Annotated in this window: 14 protein-coding genes; 5 read left to right on the forward strand and 9 right to left on the reverse strand. The window is 45.3% G+C overall.

What is annotated here, in order from left to right; genetic code table 11:
- The first annotated feature begins 32 nt into the window (after positions 1-32).
- Positions 33-4,127 carry a hybrid sensor histidine kinase/response regulator transcription factor gene (locus tag DWW91_RS20985; RefSeq protein WP_122328841.1) on the forward strand — a complete coding sequence of 1,365 codons (4,095 nt, stop codon included), beginning with the start codon at positions 33-35 and terminating at the stop codon, positions 4,125-4,127.
- 190 nt (positions 4,128-4,317) lie between these two features.
- Here DWW91_RS20985 and DWW91_RS20990 read toward each other — a convergent pair whose 3' ends face one another.
- From DWW91_RS20990 to pstC, 9 genes are all read right to left on the reverse strand, one after another.
- Positions 4,318-5,925 carry a LamG-like jellyroll fold domain-containing protein gene (locus tag DWW91_RS20990; protein ID WP_122328842.1) on the reverse strand — a complete coding sequence of 536 codons (1,608 nt, stop codon included), beginning with the start codon at positions 5,923-5,925 and terminating at the stop codon, positions 4,318-4,320.
- A gap of 15 nt (positions 5,926-5,940) precedes the next feature.
- A complete protein-coding gene (locus DWW91_RS20995; RefSeq protein WP_010800605.1) occupies positions 5,941-7,554 on the reverse strand; it encodes a RagB/SusD family nutrient uptake outer membrane protein in 1,614 nt (537 codons plus the stop codon).
- A 20-nt stretch (positions 7,555-7,574) separates the two neighbouring features.
- Positions 7,575-10,862 carry a TonB-dependent receptor gene (locus DWW91_RS21000; protein ID WP_122328843.1) on the reverse strand — a complete coding sequence of 1,096 codons (3,288 nt, stop codon included), beginning with the start codon at positions 10,860-10,862 and terminating at the stop codon, positions 7,575-7,577.
- Positions 10,863-11,005: 143 nt separating this feature from the next.
- Positions 11,006-12,010, reverse strand: coding sequence for a FecR family protein (locus DWW91_RS21005; RefSeq protein ID WP_122328844.1), 1,005 nt, complete (start codon positions 12,008-12,010; stop codon positions 11,006-11,008).
- Between the two features lie 95 nt (positions 12,011-12,105).
- Positions 12,106-12,687, reverse strand: coding sequence for an RNA polymerase sigma-70 factor (locus tag DWW91_RS21010; protein ID WP_044215285.1), 582 nt, complete (start codon positions 12,685-12,687; stop codon positions 12,106-12,108).
- 84 nt (positions 12,688-12,771) lie between these two features.
- On the reverse strand, positions 12,772-13,446 hold the full coding sequence (gene phoU, locus DWW91_RS21015) for a phosphate signaling complex protein PhoU (protein ID WP_010800601.1): 675 nt from the start codon (positions 13,444-13,446) through the stop codon (positions 12,772-12,774).
- A 35-nt stretch (positions 13,447-13,481) separates the two neighbouring features.
- Entirely contained in the window at positions 13,482-14,234 is a 753-nt protein-coding gene (pstB, locus tag DWW91_RS21020; protein ID WP_010800600.1) for a phosphate ABC transporter ATP-binding protein PstB, read from the reverse strand.
- A gap of 38 nt (positions 14,235-14,272) precedes the next feature.
- Positions 14,273-15,160: a phosphate ABC transporter permease PstA gene (gene pstA, locus DWW91_RS21025; protein ID WP_009859649.1), complete on the reverse strand. Its 888-nt coding sequence runs from the start codon at positions 15,158-15,160 to the stop codon at positions 14,273-14,275.
- A gap of 7 nt (positions 15,161-15,167) precedes the next feature.
- Positions 15,168-16,355, reverse strand: a complete 1,188-nt coding sequence (gene pstC, locus DWW91_RS21030; protein WP_122328845.1) for a phosphate ABC transporter permease subunit PstC — start codon at positions 16,353-16,355, stop codon at positions 15,168-15,170.
- A 327-nt stretch (positions 16,356-16,682) separates the two neighbouring features.
- On the opposite strand from pstC, the gene DWW91_RS21035 reads away from it, so the two are divergent.
- The 4 genes from DWW91_RS21035 to DWW91_RS21050 all read left to right on the forward strand — a co-directional run bounded on the left by DWW91_RS21035 (position 16,683) and on the right by DWW91_RS21050 (position 20,911).
- Complete coding sequence (locus tag DWW91_RS21035; RefSeq protein ID WP_009859647.1) at positions 16,683-17,885, forward strand: glycoside hydrolase family 88 protein; 1,203 nt, start codon at positions 16,683-16,685, stop codon at positions 17,883-17,885.
- Positions 17,886-17,892: 7 nt separating this feature from the next.
- Positions 17,893-19,113 (forward strand): DUF2264 domain-containing protein, encoded by a 1,221-nt coding sequence (locus tag DWW91_RS21040; RefSeq protein WP_122328846.1) that lies wholly within the window; start codon positions 17,893-17,895, stop codon positions 19,111-19,113.
- Between the two features lie 39 nt (positions 19,114-19,152).
- The gene (gene kduI / locus DWW91_RS21045) at positions 19,153-19,995 is read left to right on the forward strand and encodes a 5-dehydro-4-deoxy-D-glucuronate isomerase (RefSeq protein ID WP_009859645.1); all 843 of its coding nucleotides are present in this window, start codon (positions 19,153-19,155) and stop codon (positions 19,993-19,995) included.
- 124 nt (positions 19,996-20,119) lie between these two features.
- A complete protein-coding gene (locus DWW91_RS21050; RefSeq protein WP_046146286.1) occupies positions 20,120-20,911 on the forward strand; it encodes a gluconate 5-dehydrogenase in 792 nt (263 codons plus the stop codon).
- Positions 20,912-20,997 lie beyond the last annotated feature (86 nt).

Here is a 20,997-nt window from a genome sequence, read left to right on the forward strand (position 1 = left end):
AGTTTTATTTCTATACAAAATGAGGGATTACGATGTTTAGATTCAGAAAAAATCATACTTTATACAAGCTGATACTATTTATTTGCCTGTCTTTCAGTTTGCCAGCTCTGGCGGGGAATATAAAAAACTACAAATTCCACACCTTGTCGCCTGAGGGTGGCTTTTATTATGATGGGGTAAAGTCTATTCAGCAGGATAGTGACGGCTTTATCTGGATCGTCATGGAGAACGATCTTTTTCGTTTTGACGGTTACCAGTTTAAAAGATATTATTCTTATTTCAGGATGCTGGATACCTCGGATAAATGGTACTTCCGGGATGTGGAACTGGATGCCCGCGGACATTTGTTCGTTTCAACCAATAAAGGGCTTTTCGTTTACGATAAGATTACCGATTCTTTTAAAAGAATGTTCAAGCCGAATACGATGAACATTAAAACGGATTCCCGGGGGAACCTCTGGCTGATAAGTGCCAGCCTGGGCATTTTCGATGTGGAGAAAAAGACCTTTTTCGGAATGGAGTCGGAAAAAGGTTTATTGTATAATGCCGTAATCCTGTGTGCTGATGAGGATGAACTTATTACCGGAACGTCCAATGGTGAGATATACCGGTTTGACTATGATAAAATGCTTTTTGAGCAAATTTGTGCGCTTCCGGATAATCAGGCAATTATCGAAATAAAAAAACATGGAATTGAGTTGTGGGTGCTGACCGAAAGCTATGGGCTGTATAAGCTGGATTATCAGACTTTGTCCATTATTAACCACTACAGCTTTTTTTGTACGCTGAATAACGAATATGTTCCGTCGAAAACCTTATATGTCGATAAAAACGGTTATGTCTGGGTTGGTACTCAGAGAGGATTATATATCATGAATCCGGAAACGGAGGAATATTCCCATTTCACAAATTCAAAATCGGATATTTTTACTTTGCCCAGCAACTCGGTATGGACGATAGAAGAAGATGCCCAGAAAAATGTCTGGATAGGTACTTACTCGGGTGGATTATGTTATCTCAATTTTCAGGAAACATCCCGTTTCCGTACATTCAGTCCCCGTGAAAACGGTTTGAACCATAAAGTGGTAAGTGGTTTTGCTGAGGATGATGAATCCCTGTGGATTGCTACGGAAGGAGGCGGTGTCAACCGGATGAATAAGAAAACGGGGGAGTTCAGGTATTATACCCATAATCCGTCGCGAAACAGTTTAACCTACGATAATGTCAAATCGCTGGTCATCGACCCGTCGCAGAACCTGTGGGTTGCCATGTACCGGGGAGGACTGGATTGCTTTTCTCACAAAACCTCGACTTTTAAACGATTCAATAAAGATTATCGCTCGGACAACGGAATGTTGACCAACGATTTGAGAAAGATAATACTGGAAGCTGATTCCGGCCTATGGATCAGCTATCAGTCGACCGGTATTTCTTTCTATTCGTTTGCTACGGACCGTTTTACTCATTATATGTCGAAAAGGGACAACAACAATAGTTCCATCTCGGATCTTTGCCGGGGGAAAGGTGATGATTTATGGGTAGTCAATAACGAGGAACTCTACTATATGAACGTCAGAACTAAAGAGTACAGGAAAATTGCTCCGGATTCGGCCTACAGCCTCAGGGCACAGGCGTTATGTCTGGATGAAACAGGGAATGTCTGGATTGGAACGGTTGGGAGCGGGTTGGTTAGATATGATGTGAAGAATAACCGGTTTTATTCCGTCAACGATATTTTACGCTATGACGTATCCACTATTTACAGTCTTTGTACGGATGATGATAACGATCTCTGGATGGGTACGGATAACGGCCTGTTTAAATATAATATAGAGAAAAATACTTTTTTCCGTTTTGATAAAAAAGACGGGATACAGGGGATCGTATTTTATCCGAAGGCCTGTATGAAAGGGAAAAACGGTGAATTGTATTTTGGCGGGACCAACGGCTTTACAATTATCAATCCGAAAGAAGTGTTGCTCAGTGAATTTAAACCGACTGCTATTATTACCGATTTCTATATAGACAATGCGATTGTAAAACCTGATTCAACCGGTTCGCCGTTGCACCAGTCGATTTCTACCACCAGAGAGATCGTTTTGGATTATAACCAGATAAATTTTGGTTTTAAGTTGTCTTCCGATAATTACCTGATACCGGAGAAGAATCGGTTTAAATACAGGTTGGTGGGATACGATCAGCGTTGGATAGAGATCGATGCCACAAGCCGGATCGTGTCTTATGCCAAAGTGCCTTCGGGTAGTTATACTTTTGAAGTGATGGCATCCAATAATGATGGGGTATGGAATGATGTTCCGACAACGATCCGGATCAGAAGGTTGCCGGCTCCCTGGTTTAGCTGGTGGGCGTATACGATTTACGGTTTCCTGTTTTTTACTTTGGGAGGAACTGTTTTATATTACTACAATCATCAGAAAAAACTGAAACTGGAACTTTATATGGATTCTCTGGAAATGAAGAAGAAGGAAGAGAACCATCAGGCTCAACTGCGTTTCTTTACAAATATTTCCCATGATTTCCGAACTCCGTTGTCTCTTATCATGGCTTCTGTCGAGCATATGCAACAGCAGTACGGGAACAATCATTATATCCGGTTGTTGAACAGTAATGCCCGCCGCCTGCTGAATCTGGTTAATGAGCTGATGGATTTCAGGACGGTGGAGAACGGAAAAATGAAGCTGAAGGTACATTCGTCCAACATCAACCGTTTTGTTCAGGAGGTTGCTTCTGATTTTCAGGAGTATGCTTTGCAAAAGGAGATCGACTACACGATTCAGTGCGATCCGGCTTTATCTGCGTCTGTTTACTTCGATGAACAGATCATGGAGAAAGTAATCATGAACTTATTGAACAATGCTTTCAAGTACACAGGTAACGGAGGGCATATTGTCGTTGAGACCCGGGTGGATAAGGAACCTTTCCGGTCCGGTTTTAAAAACAGCTATAAAATACAATCTAATCCGGAGTTGGTCCGGACTTTCAGTATTCTGGTCAAGGATACAGGCGTCGGTATCTCTGCCGAATCTATAGCCCAGGTGTTTGAACGTTTCTATAAAGTCGATTCGGATGATACGGAGGCTCATATCGGTTCCGGAATCGGGCTTGCATTGGTAAAAAGCCTGGTATTGCTTCATAAAGGAGCCATTTCGATCTATAGTGAACGGAACAAAGGAACGGAAATGCTTGTGCAGTTTCCTCTGGATAAAGAAATGTATGATGCTGCGGAACTGTTGGAAAATGAAGCATCAGCGAAAAATATGACATTGTCATATTTTATCGAACCGGAACTCCGGTTCGATAATCAGGAATCAGATAAACAGGAATCTTTCTTGTTGAGAGACAGGAAACGAATCCTTTTGGTGGAAGATAATGAGGATTTGCGCGGTTTGATGGCAGGGCATCTTCGTGCTTCTTTTGAAATTGTCGAGGCCGGGAATGGGGCGGAAGCATCCGGTATAGTGGAAGAAATGGAAATCGACCTTATCATCAGTGATATTATGATGCCGGTAAAAAACGGAATCACTTTATGCAGGGAGATAAAGGAAAACATGAACTATTCCCATATACCGTTCATTATGCTGACAGCCAGAGGAGGATTAGAGAATCAGATGGAAGGGTTGGACTCCGGTGCGGATGCTTATTTTGAAAAGCCGGTCGATTTCGGACTTCTGAAATTGACTGTGCAGAATATATTCAGGCAACAGCAAAACCTGAAAGAACATTATGCCCGAAATTATTTCGTTGACAGCCGGGAACTGGCGGCTAACCAGCAGGATAATAAATTTATCAGCCGTCTGATTGAGATTATCGAGAGCCGTATCGACCAGCCGGACATGGATGTCAGCTACATTGCCTCCGAGTTATCGATGAGCCGGAGTAAACTCTATGCGAAAGTCAAATCGTTGACGGATAAATCGATCGTCGAGTTCATTAGAAGTTACCGTCTGCGAAAGGCCGCAACATTACTGATAGAGGAAAACTTGTCTATCCGTGAAACGATGGAGCGGATTGGTATCGAGAGCCAGTCATACTTCACCCGTATCTTCAAGAATGAGTTCGGAATGATCCCTACTGCATTTATTCAAAAGAACAAGGCCGGAAAGTAAAATTACCTTTGGGATCTAGCCGGCTGCCTGGGACATACAATGACTTTGTTCCGGGGTAGAGTGATTTTCCCTTGATCTTCTATTCATATCACAGCTGTGATACAAAAGAAATCCATCTGTGAAACAAACGGAATCCAGCTGTGATATGAAAAGAAGACAGTAGTGATATGCAATACTTGCAGTTTGCCTTTTATTTAAAGTAGAATGATGTCACTACACTTCCATGGTCTGACGGCCAGCCTACGGGATGATGGGAGAGGGCTTCCGAACGATACGGGATAAGTTTATCTCCTTTATAATAGATATAGTCGATACGTTGGGGCAGACAGCTTAGTTTTTTGGAACCCAGGTTGATGAGGGGAGACCAGGTCGCCCCTTGATTCAGCAGAATGTCCGGATAGAGGTGGCGGAAACTATCCGTAAAACCTTCGTTGAGGACTTGTCTGGATACTTCCAGTTTGGCAAAAGCGCCCAGGTGGGCGGGACGTGCCTGTTCGTTCCAGTCCAGATGCGAATCGCAGTTGAAGTCACCGACCAATATGACCGGGGTTTCTGCCGATTGGGCAGTGTGGGGAGTCATTTGTTTCAGAATCTCCCTGATCTCCGGGATGCGGGTTTGTGCTTCATCTTCTTCATATTTCTTTACGGCTGCTTTTCCTTTGTTCAGGTCCGAAACATCGGGCAGATAATGGAGCCAGATATCGTAGAAAGCAATCTGTTGTTCTTCACTTATGCGGATGAGTGCCCCTCCTGAATTGAATGAGCGGAACAGTTGGATCGTTTCATCTATCGGATAACGGCTCATGATGCTGAGATTGGAACTGATCAGATAGAAATAATACCCCAGGGAATCAGCAATGATTGCTCCGGAACCGTATGTCTCGATCAGACCGATCACATCTGCATTTTCCTTTTTTAATACTTCGATGACGCGGTTTACACCGACCTGTTTACCAAAGCGGCGTCCTCCGTGCCATATATTCCAGACCTGTACTTTTAACCGGTCGGGTTTGTATGACGGATAAAGAGGGGATAAAGGAAAGAACTGCTTGTAACTCTCTCGTACTTCCGCGCTGCTGACCGGGCGGTCCCACATTTTCACTTCATCGATTTTTCCGTTGAAAGCCATCCATTCCCCCCGGCATTCCCAGTCTTGCTCTTCGTCGCTTCCTCCTATAATCGTCCGGAATTTACTTTCAAGTGATTTCAATCCTTCGATCTGATAAATGGCGACATTGCGTCCGTCCAGATACATCCATACTTCTCCCTTTGTCTTGTCTACAGAGACTGTCAGTTGGTGCCACTTTCCGTCATTGATCGCCTGGCGCTGTGCTGTCGGTTGGTAGGTGTAACTGTTTTTTCCGTCATTCAGGCTCAGGTACCAGGCTCCGTTTTCCTGTGTGCCGATACGCCAGCCGGTAGGTTCCTTGGTGGTGGCATTTGTCATGATCGGTGTACCTAAAGGAGCGTCCGGCTTGGTTTTAACCCAGACCTGCAAGGAAAAAGAACGGCCGTCGTCGAAAGACGGACAATCTTTTGTCGTCAGGGAAAGGGGAATACGGTAAGCGACTTCATCTGTCAAGTCGAGGGCTTTCCCTTTCAGTCCTTCACTGTAAGACGATGTATGTACCAGAAAAAGGGAAGATGAATCCCGCGTCGCAATTTCTGCCATCCGGATCGCTTCCGGTTGCGGGTTATCGAATGACTGATAGTAGGCCAGCCCCTGTCCGGGGCTTTGCGCTACTATGTTAGAACAGAGGGTTATCAGAGATATACCCGAAATTAGTTTGTTAAGCATAAATAAGAATGGTGTTTAATAACCTTCATTCTGGGGAAGAAGGTTACTGTTTAATGTTATCTCACTTGTCGGTACTCCGAACAGGCGATGCCAGCTATGCACGTTGCGGGCTGCTTCTTTGGGATAATACGCCTCGGAGAATAGAAATTCGATATCATCCAGATGGGTGACACCCTTGATTGCCGCCTCAAGTGTTCCGGTACGGGAAAGATCGAATTTACGGTGTCCCTCAAAGCAAAGCTCTAATGCACGTTCTTTCAGGATTGCCGTTCTCAGTTCGCTTTGTGAAAGTCCTTTGAGCTCCCAGCCCGGATTGAGGGTATTGTCTTTGTTTGTATAGGCGCGTTTTCTGACTTCATTGATGTAAGTGAATGCTTCGCCTGTATTTCCCTGTTCATTCAGCGCTTCGGCATACATCAGCAGTACATCCGACCAGCGCAGGATCGGGAAGTTTAGCGATGTACCCGAACGGTCTGGACGGCGGTTGTTTACATCGCAGAATTTGACGATATATGGCATACGGACAATCTCTCCCTTGTATTTGATACCGGCACCGAGATGTTTGGCTGATGTGCCTGTACCGTCTATCAACTCCTTATATTTGGATTCGGAAGCCAGGCGGAAATTGAAACCCCACCGGTTGTCATTCTCCGTATCATACCATTGGTCTTCTTTCGGTACGTAGTAGGAGGCAAAAGGCAGTAACGGGGCAATGGCACTGCCATTGTTATACGGACTGTCGTCATCTTCTGTGAAATCACCGTAACAAGTGGTCTGTGCCGGCGATTCTTTTTTCTCTATCAGTGACTGGATAGCCAAAAGGCTTTCTTTACTGTTGTTGTATTTTGAATCGAAAACATCGGCATACTGGTTCAGTAAACCCCGCTTACCTTCCGAATAAAGAGTTTTACAGAGTTCGGCGCATTTGGCGTAATCTTTTTCAAACAGGTAGACCTTTGCCATCATACCGATTGCTGTACTGCGGCTGATACGTCCGGCATCATTGCTGCTGTACTCGTCGAATTCAGGTAAATGGTCGGCGGCATATTGCATATCTGCCAGTACGATCTCTTTTCTGATCTGGCTGGCGGGTGTGCGTGAAAGATGCAACAGTGAATTCAAATCCTCGGCAGGTTCGGTGATGACCGGCAGATCGCCGAAAAAGTTTGTCAGGTGGAAATAAAGGAATCCCCTGATGAAACGTGCTTCAGCCAGCAGCCGTTCTTTTCCGGCATGTTTGAACAGGGAAGCATCCATGTTTTCTATACTGGCGATCGAGAGGTTGGCATTCCGGATATACTTGTAGCTATCCCGCCATACCCACCAGATACGTTGGGCGGAAGCATCGTGTGTATAGGTCGCTATCGGGTCGAGTGTCGGCCAGTTATCGCTAGGGGAACGTGTTCCCAGGTCTGTCCCGAATTCCATGACCATCATTGCCTGGCGACTATATACGTTCGCATCCCCGAAGGCATTGTAGAGATCATTTATGTTTGATAAAGCATTCTCTTCATCTGTAAAGAAGTTGCTACCAGCAACGTCTCCTCTCGGATCTTCATCCAGTAATCCGGAGCAGGAGGCTGTAGTGAACAGGATAAATAAAATCAGAAGGATATTATACTTTTTCATCTTTCAATCATTTTATAGGTTTACAAAGTGAATTTAAGTCCGATGGAGAATGAACGGTTCATCGGATATTGTCCCCAGTCGTATCCTTTCAGGATCGGGCTGGTGGAGTAGAGGCTGACTTCCGGGTCGTATCCGCGGTAGTTGCAGATATTGAACAGGTTGTTGCCGGTTGCATATACTCTGGCTGAGGCTAGGCCGATATATTGCAGCAGGTTGCGGGGTAAATCATACGCCAGGGTCAGCGAAGAGAGACGAAGGAAACTACCGTTCTCTACGAAACGTGAATCGACGGAGTAGATGTAACTGTTTCCAGGACGTGCAACGTCTGTATCCGGATTTTCAGGAGTCCACATCTTCTCTGCCAGTTCGCGATAGCAGTTTACGTTGGCATTACCCGGCAGGAAATAGGCACTGTTCAGGTTCATCACATCGTTGCCTACCGAATACTGGAAGAAGGCGTTCAGGGATATTCCTTTATAGGTTACTGTTGTGCCTAATCCTCCGAAGAAATCCGGATTGGCATTACCGATAACGGTAGAGTTGTTCGGATCATCGGGAATATTTTTAAATTTCGGATCTCCCGGACGGGCGGATAGATTTCCAGCGTCGATATCCTGCTGGGTCAGTACACCTTCGTATACCTGACCGTAAAACAGTCCGACGGGTGATCCTACTTTCAGGATACTGCTGTAATAACCGCCCCAATGTTCTCCTACCGGTTTTTCCTGGTCCGGGCCAAGGCTCAGTACCTTGCTGCGGTTGGTCGAGATATTGAAGTTCATATCCCACTGAAAATCCTTCTTGTTTATAAGGGAAGCATTTAATGATAATTCAACTCCCTGGTTGGAGAGCGATCCCAGATTCTGCAACTGGGTGGATTGTCCAATGTAGGAAGGAACGGATATCTCCCATAACAGGTCGCTGGTCTTTTTATGATAATAGTCGAGCGAACCGGTCAGGACGGAGTTGAAAAAAGAAAAATCGATTCCGGCATCGAACTGGTCTGTTTTTTCCCAGGTAAGATCTTTGCTGGGGACTTTGCTCGGAGTGTAAGTTACGACTTCCTGGCCTCCGAGGATCGTGCTGCCGGATGAGAAGAGCGACTGGGTTGAATAGATATCGATAGCCTGGTTTCCGACACGGCCATAGCTGAGGCGGAGTTTCAGATCGTTCACAACCTGTTGGCTTTTCATGAAATCTTCTTCCGTAATTCTCCAGCCGACGGAAACGGAAGGGAAAAATGCCCATTTGTTTCCCGGAGAAAAACGGGATGATCCGTCGTAACGGGCTACGGCTGTCAGCAGATAACGATTGTCATAAGAATAGTTGATACGTCCAAGCCAGGACATATATCCCCAGTTGTGGTAACCTGATTTGACCGAGTTTTTCAGTTGGGCGGAGTTCAGGTCATAGAATCCGGTGATATCATTGGCAAAGTTCGAGACTTCGGTAGATAACCCTTTATCGTAGCCTTTTTGCGCGGTGAAACCTCCCAGGGCAGAAAATGAGTGTACTTCTTTTTTCAGTGTGTAGGTCAATGTATGCTCTGTCAGCAAGTCCTGTGTTTGCAAGGTAGTGGCCTTGGCACTGTTGGTTTTTTCCTGATAAGAGCCTTTACGCGGAGAGAAATAATCTTCACGCCAGTAGTTCCATTTGATACCTAATGTAGAACGCCAGGTGAAATGTTCTCCTATCTTGAATTGCAGGTAAGAGTTGTTCAGTACGTAATAGGTATTCTTTTCATCCGTAGGCAGCAAGGCTTCTGCGAGGGGATTACGGCCGAGCGGGCGGCTGGGTTCGGTATAATTATACGAACCGTCCGGATTGAATGCCGTTCCGATAGGTGACATGCCTATTCCGTAAACGGCTAGTGAATAATCGCTCGGGAGTGTGGATATATCGCTGAATTCGCGTGACAGGCTGACTGTTGTGCCAAGACTGAACCAGGGATTGACTTCCGCATCTACATTCGTACGTAAAGTCGTACGGTTAAAACCGGAACCGACCATGATGCCATCCTGATCGAAATGGTTCAGCGAGATCAGGTATTTGATCTTTTCCGTACCACCGCTGCTTGACAGGTTTACATTATATACAGGAGCTGTGCGGAATAGTTCGTCCTGCCAGTCTACGCCTGTAACTTTGGACGGGTCGTCATAAGGAACCGTGGTCCCGTTCATTCGGGCAATTTTATTGAGATAAGAAGCATATTCTCCGGTAGAGAGCAAGTCTATCTTTTTAGGTAACTTTTGCCAGCCGTAGGATGCTTCCACGTCAAACTGTGCTTTACCTTCTTTTCCCCTTTTGGTCGTAATCAGGATAACACCGTTTGAACCGCGGGCTCCGTAAATGGCAGTGGATGTAGCATCTTTCAGTACTTCAATGGATTCGATATCATTCGGATTCAGGGAATTCAGGTCTCCGGCATCGATAAAACCGTCGATTACATAAAGCGGTTCGTTGCTAGCGGAAAGTGAGTTGCCGCCACGGATACGGATACTCGATGAGGCTCCCGGTGTTCCGTTTGACTGAACGACCTGCATCCCGGCTACACGTCCGCGCAATAGCTGGTCGACGCGGGGAACCGGTTGTTCGGCCAGCTCTTTTCCGCGTACTGAAGTGATTGCACTGATCAGGTCTGACTTCTTTTGTGTACCATACCCAACGACAACTATTTCCTCCAGGTTCTGTGTGTCTTCCGTCATTTTGATGGAGAGGGAAGTTTGTGTGCCGGCTTTTATCTGCAAAGGGTTGTAGCCTATATAGCTGATCTCCAGGATATCGCCGGGAGAAGCCTGAATGACAAACTTACCGTCCAGGTCTGTGACTGTACCGTTCGTGGTCCCTTTGACCATGATGTTGGCTCCGATGATCGGTTCCCCTTTTTCGTCGGTAACAACGCCGTTGATCGTTCCCGACTGTCGGGAGGATTGAGCCGGTTGCGGTGTCTTGTCCGGTTTGATGATAATGTGTTTGTTTTTGATTTCATATTTCAGGCCTTTTCCTTTCAGTACCTGATTCAGAATATCGTTAATGGATTCGCTGCTTATTTGCAGACTGATTTTCTGCCGGGTATCCACGTCGCCGGTTTCAAAGAAGAAAATGTAATCGCTCTGTTTTCTGATTGTTTCAAAAGCCTCTTTTATCGTGGCATTTTGAAGATCCAGTGTGATCTTTTGATTTTGTGGTAATGCTGCGAACGCCTGTTGCATACTTGTTGCGAAAAGTATCATACATAACCAGGATACATAGAACCGGTTGCGAACAATTAGCGTGATTTTTCTTTCTTTATAAAGAATGTTTTCCATACTTTTGTAATGTGATTAGAATTTAATTATTAAGTTTTAATGAACTCGTGAGTCGGGAAATGGTGCGAACATTTTCCGGCTCTTTTTTGTGCTTTCTTTTTTTCTTTTCGTGATTCTCCTTTCTTTTTTAATTATCAACTATTTTAATATATCTCAATGATATTGTTATTTCGTCTGTAAGTAAATTTCTCACTGGAAGACATAATCGTCAGAATGTCGTTAAGCGTATCCGTGCTGCGGAACTCTCCGTAGAAACGAAGTTTCCGACGTTCCGGATTTCGGAAAATGAAGGTTACGTCGAAAGCTTTTTCCAACTGTCCGGCGATTTCTTCAAAACTGACTTCATTAAAGAAGTGGGCTCCTGTTGTCCATTGGCAGATTGCGTCCGTCGAAACTTTTCTGACTTCTGTCTTTCCGGTCAGTCTGCTATAAACGGCTTGCTGTTGAGGTACCATAATGACAGAATTGGCTGGGGCTGCTTTGTCTATCATGTTTACAGAACCTTCAGCCAGGGTAACGGCTATTTCCTGATCGTCGGAATAGGCTTTGACATTGAATTTTGTACCCAGTACCTTCACATCGATTTCTTTTGCATTGACGATGAACGGCAGCTTTTCATTACGGGCCACTTCAAAATAACCTTCTCCTTCCAGTATGACCTGTCGGTTCTTCTGTGAGAATCCGGGTTGACAGCTGAATTTACTACCGGCATTCAGCCATACTATGGTTCCGTCTTCCAGTTGGAGGCGGCTTCGTGAACCGAGCGGCACTTCAATGGTTCGTATCATTGCCTGCTCGTCCTGCTTGTTAGACTGGTTGAACAGATATAATCCGGTAGTACCCAGGAAAACTCCGACCAGCAGAGCCGCTGCGATCCGGGTATATTCCCGTAGGAACAGATATTTTTGTTTTCTGAATCCGGCCTGTTCGGCAAAACGTCGGTATACGGCTTCGTTCTTTCTTCCGTTTTTATGTTGCTTGTCATACGAAGATAGCCACAGCTCGGTCATTTCATAATAATGTTTTTTATGAGACTCGTTTGCTGCGACCCAACGGCTGAGTTCTTTCTCCTGCTCAGGAATAAGTGACCGGTTCAGATAACCGGTGATCAGCTCGTCGTAGTATTCTTGTTGTTTATTTTGATCCATTTTTATGCTTCTTATCCTAAAGACAACATAGGGGTAGAGCGAGGGTAGTGAAAAATGAAATATTTTTCAAAAAAATGATTTTGGATTGAAATGTATCAGAATAAAATGGAAGATAAATAGCCTTTCATACGGGTACGGAGGGTAGACAGGGCCTGTTTAATATGGTATTTGACTGTGTTAACCGAGATGCCGACTTTATCTGCGATCTCGTCGTAAGCCAACTCTTCGATCCGGCTAAAGATGAAAACTTGCCGGGTTTCGCGGGGAAGTTTATTGATTTCGAGGAGTATTTGCTCGTTGAGTTCTTTTTCTAGCAATTGTCCCAACGGATATTCATCGGAGAGGAACAGTCCCTGAAGAATTGCTTCCGGGTATTCTTCGTAATCGTCGATACTGATTTCCCGGTCTGCAAATAATTTCTTTTGATAATTGATTGCATAATTACGTATGCAACAGACCAGATAGGCTTGCAGTGAAGAGGTGATATGGAGTGATTCGCGTGTTTCCCATATATGGGATAATACATCACCGACGATGGTATCGGCTACTGTATCATCCCTTACATATTGACAGGCAATACGGAATAGAAGATGATAATAGTTGTCAAATAAAGTGCGGTAGGCTCTGCTTTCCCCACTTTTCAAACCGGCTATTAATTCTGTTTCATGAATCTCCACGATAGTATTGTAGATATTGCTCCCTTTAACGGATACAATATTACAAGATAGAAACGTAAAACACAAATCTTATTTATGCCTATTTTAATTTTCTGTCTTTCCGATATGCTTCATTACCTTGGCATCCAGATAGAATATCAGTTCTTCGGCGATGTTGGTACAGTGGTCGCCGAAGCGTTCCATTTTGCGGATGACTCCGGCCATGTAAAGGCCGACCAGGGCACTTCCCGGATGCTTTTCTATGTAATCGGCAATGATCCTGGTCGAGTTATGGTTGATCTCGTCGATCAGGTTGTCTTTCAGGAAGATGCGTGATGCAATTTCAGAACTTTCTTTTTCGAATGCTTCCTGGCTGAGTGTAAGCATACTCAGCAATTCCTGCAACATTTCTTCCACCCGGGTATCCTTTATCAGTTGTGGGTCGACGGGAACACCTTCCGGCAGGTTTCCGGCAAAACGGGCGATACTTTCGGCAAAGTCTCCCAAGCGTTCCAGGTTCGTGTTGATTTTGTACATGGCAAGAACGAAGCGCAGGTCGACGGCAACGGGAGCATATAGGGCAATGATATCTTCGCAGTCGCTGTCTATCTTCAGTTCGAACGCATTTACCCGGCGTTCGCGGCTGATTACTTTGTAGGCCAGTTCCTTGTCTCCGGTTAGCATGGCTTCGCCGGCATTATATAACTGTTGGTGGACCAATGCCCACATCTCGCTGATGCTGTTTTTTAAGGAGGCAATCTCCTGATCTATGACTTTCATATATAATCGTTCAATTTTTAATTCTTAATTTTCAATTACCCGAACCGTCCCGTAATATAATTCTGAGTCGATTCCTTTTCCGGATTGGTAAATATCTTACGTGTATTATCGAACTCTATCAGTTCCCCCAGATAAAAGTACCCGGTCTTGTCGCTGACACGGGCAGCCTGTTGCATATTATGGGTAACGATTACGATAGTATATTCGCTTTTTAGTTCATGTATCAGGTCTTCTATCTTACCGGTCGATATAGGGTCCAGTGCTGAAGTCGGTTCGTCCATTAAAAGAATGGAAGGCGATATGGCTAATGCACGGGCGATACACAGACGTTGTTGCTGGCCGCCGGACAGGGCGAAAGCCGATTCTTTCAGTTTATCCTTTACTTCATCCCAAAGAACAACCTGTTTGAGGGTTTTGACAACAGTTTCTTCGATATAAGCATTGTCCTTTATCCCGTTTACCCGGAGCCCGTAGGCAACGTTTTCAAAGATTGTTTTCGGGAAAGGATTCGGTTTCTGGAATACCATGCCTACATTTTTCCGGAGCAGGTCGACCTTTTCTCCTTTACCGTAAATATCTCTTCCGTCGATCCCGATTTTTCCGTCCATGTGCGTGTCGGGTATCAGGTCGTTCATCCGGTTGAATAAGCGCAGGAAGGTGGATTTACCACAACCGGACGGTCCGATAAAGGCGACCGACGTGTTTGCTTCAATTTGCATAGATATATTCTTTAAGGCATGAAAATCGCCATAATAGAAATCTACATTCTGAGCATCAATCTTTATCATAATATTGTTGTTTTATTCTTTGTATTGGGTGTATGCGATTAGTTCATTTTTACTTTTCTGGCGAAATAGCCTCTCAGCGCATTGGCCAGTAAGTTTACGATTAATACGATTGCAATCAGTACCAGAGCCGTTCCGTAGGCCATTCCACGCGAGGCTTCGATGTCTGTTCCGCTGGTGGAAATAACATACAGATGATAGGGCAGGGCCATACACTGGTCGAAGATGCTTCCCGGCAGCTGGGGCAGGAAGTAAGCGGCAACGGTAAACAGGATAGGAGCCGTCTCGCCGGATACACGTCCGATAGACAGGATTAATCCGGTAATGATATTCGGAAAAGCCATCGGTAATACAACCCTGCGAATGGTTTGCAACTTGGTAGCTCCCAGTGCCAGACTGCCGTGGCGGAAAGAATCGTCGATGCTTTTGAGGGCTTCTTCCGTTGTACGGATAATCAGTGGTAAAGACATCAGTGCCAGGGTAAACGAACCGGCGATGATGGAGTCTCCCCACCCCAGGGTAACGACGAACAGGGACATTCCGAATAGTCCGAATACAACCGACGGTACACCGCTCAGGTTATTGGTCATAATCCGGATGAAACGGATTATTTTTCCGTTTGTCGCATATTCATTCATATAGATACCGCTCATGATTCCGATTGGGAAACTAATCAGGCTGCTGCCCAATACCAGATAAAGTGTTCCGACAATCGCCGGGAAAATACCTCCGGCAGTCATCCCGTCGGCCGGCGCTTCCGTCAGGAAATCCCAGCTGATTACTTTTCCTCCCTGGATAATGATAAAACCGAGAATAAGGAAAAGAATGACAACAACCAGATAACTGAGAAGTGTGAATATACCGAACGCAACTTTCTGTGAAGTCCGTTTCTTTGTGTCAACATTGCCTAACTTTTGAACAGGTGCCATAGCTTAATCACATTTTTCTTTTGGATGAAATGTATTCTACCGTAATGCTTAACAGTAGTGTAATGATAAATAATACTGCCCCTAACAGGAACAATGCCTGGTAATGAGCTCCTCCGGCGGGTGCTTCTCCCAGTTCTGCCGCGATGGTTGCCGGAATGGTCCGTACGGGTTCAAAGAAGGAGGTCGGGATAACGGCCGCATTTCCTGTTACCATCAGGACGGCCATTGTTTCTCCGATTGCCCGCCCGATACCCAGGACAATTGCCGATGTGATACCGGATATGGAATAGGGGATGATTACCTTATAGATTGTTTGCCATTGGGTTGCTCCCAGGGCCAGACTCGCTTCTTTCATGGCACGCGGCGTGGTGCGCATGGCATCTTCGGCAACCGTGATAATGGTCGGCAACGCCATGATGGCCAGAACGACACTGCCGGCAAAGGCTGTTTCTCCAACCGGAAGGTTCAGCCATTTCTGTATGAGCGGAACGATTACGACCAATCCGAAGAAACCGTATACGACCGAAGGAATCCCTGCCAGCAATTCAATAACCGGCTTCAGTATCTCCCGGGTCCGTTTATTTGCGATTTCTGCCAGGTAGATGGCAACGGCAATACCGAAAGGGAGCGAAAGAACAATGGCGCCGATACTGACCAGTAATGTTCCGAGCAACAGGGGGATCAATCCGAAGATTGGGGCAGGCGCAGAGGTCGGGTACCATTTGGTGCCGGCGAAGAAGTCGGAAAGCGATATTTTCTCTTCGGGAAGAACGGTTCCCCTGAAGTCTTTCGCCAGATATTGCTGAGGAAAGAATGCGATGATTCCCGGCTCTTTGCTGACGAGTTCGCTGATCTTGTCGGGAACGTACTGAAACTCATCTCCCAATTCTTCTTCACTGTAATATTGCGTCAGGTCGGAAAAACGAAAGACCAGGATTTCTTCATCCTTGCCGTTAACCTCTTTCCAGTTGGTTATTTTGGCATCGAAAATATCCATGATTGTTTCCGGTGACAGATGACTCACATCGTTGCTCTTATTCACGGCAAGCACGTATCCCTCTTCGACTACCGGACTGTTGAAAAGGCCGGATGCTTCTTTAAAAAGAAAAAAGACAATCAGCAGAATCGTGAAACTGGTTACACCTCCGCTGATTAATAATCCTCCTTCTACAATTTTTTCAAAAAACTTTCTCACGTCATTAACCTCTTTGTTCTGAGTGCAAAGTAAGGTAACATGTATTAAGAACGGGTTAAGACGCTTTGAAGTAAATATTACATTGATGTTTCGAAAGTATTACAAAACCTGCTTAATAAGTAGACATTCGGCTACTTATTAAGCAGTGGGGTACTCTACTTATCGAGTAGACGAAGGCTTACTTAGTAAGTAAAGAAGACATCCGGTTGGTAAGTAGAGAGGGAACAGTTCGGTAAGTAGATGCTTTTTCGATGGATGTTGTCGTTTTTTAGAATATAAACATGTATATTTGCCACAAACTTAAAAACTTAATAACCTATTTTTATCATGAACAAATTTCTTTCGTATGGTGTGTTTGCGTTCACAGTGTTGTTGTCTTCGTGTGATTCGCAACCCAAACAAGAACCCCTTGCTGATGTGATTGACCGTGGTTTGAAAGCATCGACCGAACAGGCCCTTTTGATGGCTAAAGACCTGGAAAGCCAGGAAGGCCGTCTTCCCAAAGCAATCGGAAAGGACGGAAAACTGGAAACAAGCGACTATAGTTGGTGGTGCAGCGGTTTCTTCCCCGGCGAATTATGGTATCTGTACGAAAACAATCCGACTCCGGAATTAAAGAAATATGCCGAAATGTTTACGGACCGTGTGGAAGAAGTGAAGAATATCACTTACAGCCACGATGTCGGTTTCATGCTATATTGCAGTTATGGAAACGGTTATCGCCTGACCGGCAAACCGGAATATAAAGAGGTGATGCTGACCGGTGCCAATTCGCTGGCGACTCGTTTTGACGAGCGGGTGGGAGCTATCCGTTCCTGGGACTTCAATAAAAAAATCTGGCAGTTCCCGGTTATTATTGATAATATGATGAATCTGGAGTTTTTCAGTTGGGCTTCCAAAGCATCCGGTGACGACCGTTTTTATAAAATGGCTGTTTCTCATGCCGACAAGACAATGAATAATCATTTCCGTGACGATTATAGCTGTTATCATGTGGTTTCGTACGATACGATAACCGGTGTTCCTCATAAGAAACAAACTCACCAGGGAGCTGCCGACGAATCAGCATGGGCACGTGGACAGGCCTGGGCGTTGTATGGTTTCACCATGATGTATCGCGAAACCGGCAAACCTGAATATCTGAATCAGGCTAAACATATTGCGGCATTTATCATGAACAATCCGAATATGCCGGCTGATAAGGTTCCGTATTGGGATTTTGATGCTCCGGGTATCCCGAATGTGCCGAGAGATGCTTCTGCCGCGGCTATTATGGCTTCTGCACTGATTGAACTGAGCCAACTGGATAAGAGCGAAGAAGCAAAAAGCTACCTCGATTTTGCAGAACAGCAGGTTCGTTCTCTGACAACTCCCGAATATCTGGCAGCGAAAGGAACGAACTGTAATTTTGCTTTGATGCATTCCACCGGTCATTTCCCCGGAAACAGCGAAGTGGATGTTCCGTTGAGTTATGCTGACTATTATTATGTGGAAGCATTGATGCGTTTAAAGAAACTGACTGAAAAATAATGCTATTATGACAAATCTTCTGAAAACAACCGCTATTTTGGTTTGCTGCCTCTGCATTCCTTTCGCAGGAAAAGCGCAGCAAAACGGTACCCAGGACCGTGCTTTCTGGGTAGAAACATTGACCCGTATCGCTGACCCGGTATTGACAAACCTGAGCAACAATACGTTGAAAAAGAATATGCCTTACGAGTCTTTATCGAAAGACAGAAGTGACTTCTCGCATCTGGAAGCGGTAGGTCGTCTGGTATGCGGTATTGCCCCTTGGCTGGAACTGGGTCCGGACAATACGCCCGAAGGACAACTGCGTGATAAATATATCGAACTGACAGTGAAAGGCCTGAAGAATGCCGTAAACCCGGATTCTCCCGATTATCTGGTCTTTGGAAAACCGTATCAGCCGTTGGTAGATGCCGCTTTCCTGGCTCAGGGATTGTTGCGTGCCAGAACCCAGCTGTGGGATAACCTGGACCCGCAGGCTAAGGAATGGATGATTACGGAATTTAAACGTAGCCGTGCCATCAAGCCTTGGGAAAACAACTGGCTGTTGTTTGCTTCTATGGTCGAGGCGGCTTTGCTGGAATTTACCGGCGAATGCGATATGGACCGCCTGACGTATGGTGTCAAAAAGTTCCGTGACGAATGGTATAAAGGAGATGCGCTGTATGGTGACGGTCCTGCTTTCCACATGGATTATTATAACAGTTTTGTTATCCATCCGATGCTGACAGATGTTTTGCTGACGATGAAAAAGCATAATCTGGAAGGGGCGGACTTTCTCGATGTGCAGTTGCCGCGTTTAACCCGTTATGCCGAACAGTTGGAACGTTTTATCTCGCCGGAAGGAACCTTCCCTGTAGTAGGCCGTTCTATCGTGTATCGTTTTGGCGCGTTTCATGCATTGGCACAAGCCAGTTTGATGCACGTGCTTCCGGAAAGAGTGAAACCGGCCCAGGTACGCTGTGCTATGACGGCTGTTATCCGTAACCAGATGAAATCGCCGAAGAACTTTGATGCAAACGGTTGGTTGCGTGTTGGTTTCACCGGTGAACAAATCGATATGTCAGAGTCTTATATTAACACAGGGAGTGTTTATTTGTGTGCCGTAGGTTTGCTGTCTTTAGGATTGCCGGCTACCGACGAATATTGGTCGGCCCCTTACACCGAATGGACGAATTTGCGTGCCTGGAAGGGTGAAAGCGATGTAAAGGCAGATCATGCGCTTAAGTAATTGAAAATGAAGAATTGAAAATTAAATACAGATAAGAATATGAAAACAAATTATGAATTGCGCTATGCTGCGCATCCGGAAGATGCCAAGCAATATGATACGAAACGTATTCGTCGGGATTTCCTGATCGAAACAGTTTTCGCGCCGAATGAAGTGAACATGGTTTATTCCATGTACGACCGTATGATTGTTGGCGGCGCCATGCCTGCCGGCGAAGTGTTGCAACTGGAAGCGATTGATCCGTTGAAAGCTCCCTATTTCCTGACACGCCGTGAAATGGGTATTTTCAATGTGGGTGGTCCCGGTATTGTAAAAGCCGGCGATGCCACTTTCGAGCTCGATTTTAAGGAAGCTCTTTACCTGGGTTCGGGAGATCGTGAAGTGACTTTTGAAAGCAAGGATGCAAAGAACCCGGCTAAGTTCTATTTCAACTCGACTACGGCTCATCGTAATTATCCGGATAAGAAAGTGACGAAAGCGGATGCCGTTGTTGCAGCTATGGGTTCACTGGAAATGTCGAACGACCGTAACATCAATAAGATGATCGTGAATCAGGTATTGCCTACCTGTCAGTTGCAGATGGGTATGACCGAATTGAAACCGGGTAGCGTATGGAATACAATGCCGGCGCATGTTCACAGCCGTCGTATGGAAGCCTATTTCTATTTCGATATTCCGGAAGACCAGGCCATCTGTCATTTTATGGGTGAGGTGGATGAAACCCGCCATATCTGGATGAAGGGCGACCAGGCTGTTTTGTCTCCCGAATGGTCTATCCACAGTGCAGCTGCTACGCACAACTATACCTTTATCTGGGGTATGGGTGGCGAAAATCTGGACTATGGCGATCAGGATTTCTCTAAAATTACGGACTTAAAATAATATGCCAATGGGGAAAATGTGCCTATGTGCCAATTCCCCGTTGCTATAAATAAAAAAATCAGTGTTAACTGCTTGTGCGTTTATTGGCACATTGGCATATTGGCACATTAACACATTAATTATTATGGTAAATTTTTCATTAGAAGGTAAAGTAGCCCTTGTAACAGGTGCTTCTTACGGAATTGGTTTTGCGTTGGCTAGTGCTTTTGCTCAGGCTGGTGCAAAGATCGTTTTCAACGATATCAAACAGGAACTGGTGGATAAAGGTATAGCTGCTTATAAGGCGGAAGGAATCGAAGCAAAAGGGTATGTTTGCGACGTGACTAGCGAAGAGCAGGTAAATGCAATGGTTGCCCAGATCGAGAAAGAAGTAGGCGTTATCGACATCCTGGTAAACAATGCCGGTATCATCAAACGTATTCCGATGCACGAAATGAGTGCTGCCGAATTCCGTCAGGTAATCGATGTGGACCTGAACGCTCCGTTTATCGTTTCTAAAGCCGTTATCCCTTCTATGATAAAGAAAGGTCACGGAAAAATCATCAACATCTGTTCGATGATGAGCGAACTGGGACGTGAAACAGTTTCTGCTTATGCGGCTGCAAAAGGCGGTTTAAAGATGCTGACACGTAATATCGCATCCGAATATGGTCAATATAACATCCAGTGTAACGGTATCGGCCCGGGTTATATCGCAACTCCGCAAACGGCCCCGCTTCGTGAAACTCAGCCGGACGGCTCACGTCATCCGTTCGATTCTTTCATTATCGCGAAGACTCCGGCAGCCCGTTGGGGAACTCCGGAAGATTTGATGGGACCGGCTGTGTTCCTGGCTTCCGATGCTTCTGATTTCGTAAACGGACATGTATTATATGTAGACGGCGGTATCCTGGCTTATATCGGAAAACAACCCTGATAAATACCGGATAAAGACTCGTTTGTCTTACTGATATAAAAGATTCCTTCCGAGAGAAATTCGGTTTTCTTTCGGAAGGAATTTTA

The sequence above is a fragment of the Parabacteroides sp. AF17-3 genome, assembly GCF_003635445.1.
Taxonomy (GTDB): Bacteria; Bacteroidota; Bacteroidia; order Bacteroidales; family Tannerellaceae; genus Parabacteroides; species Parabacteroides goldsteinii.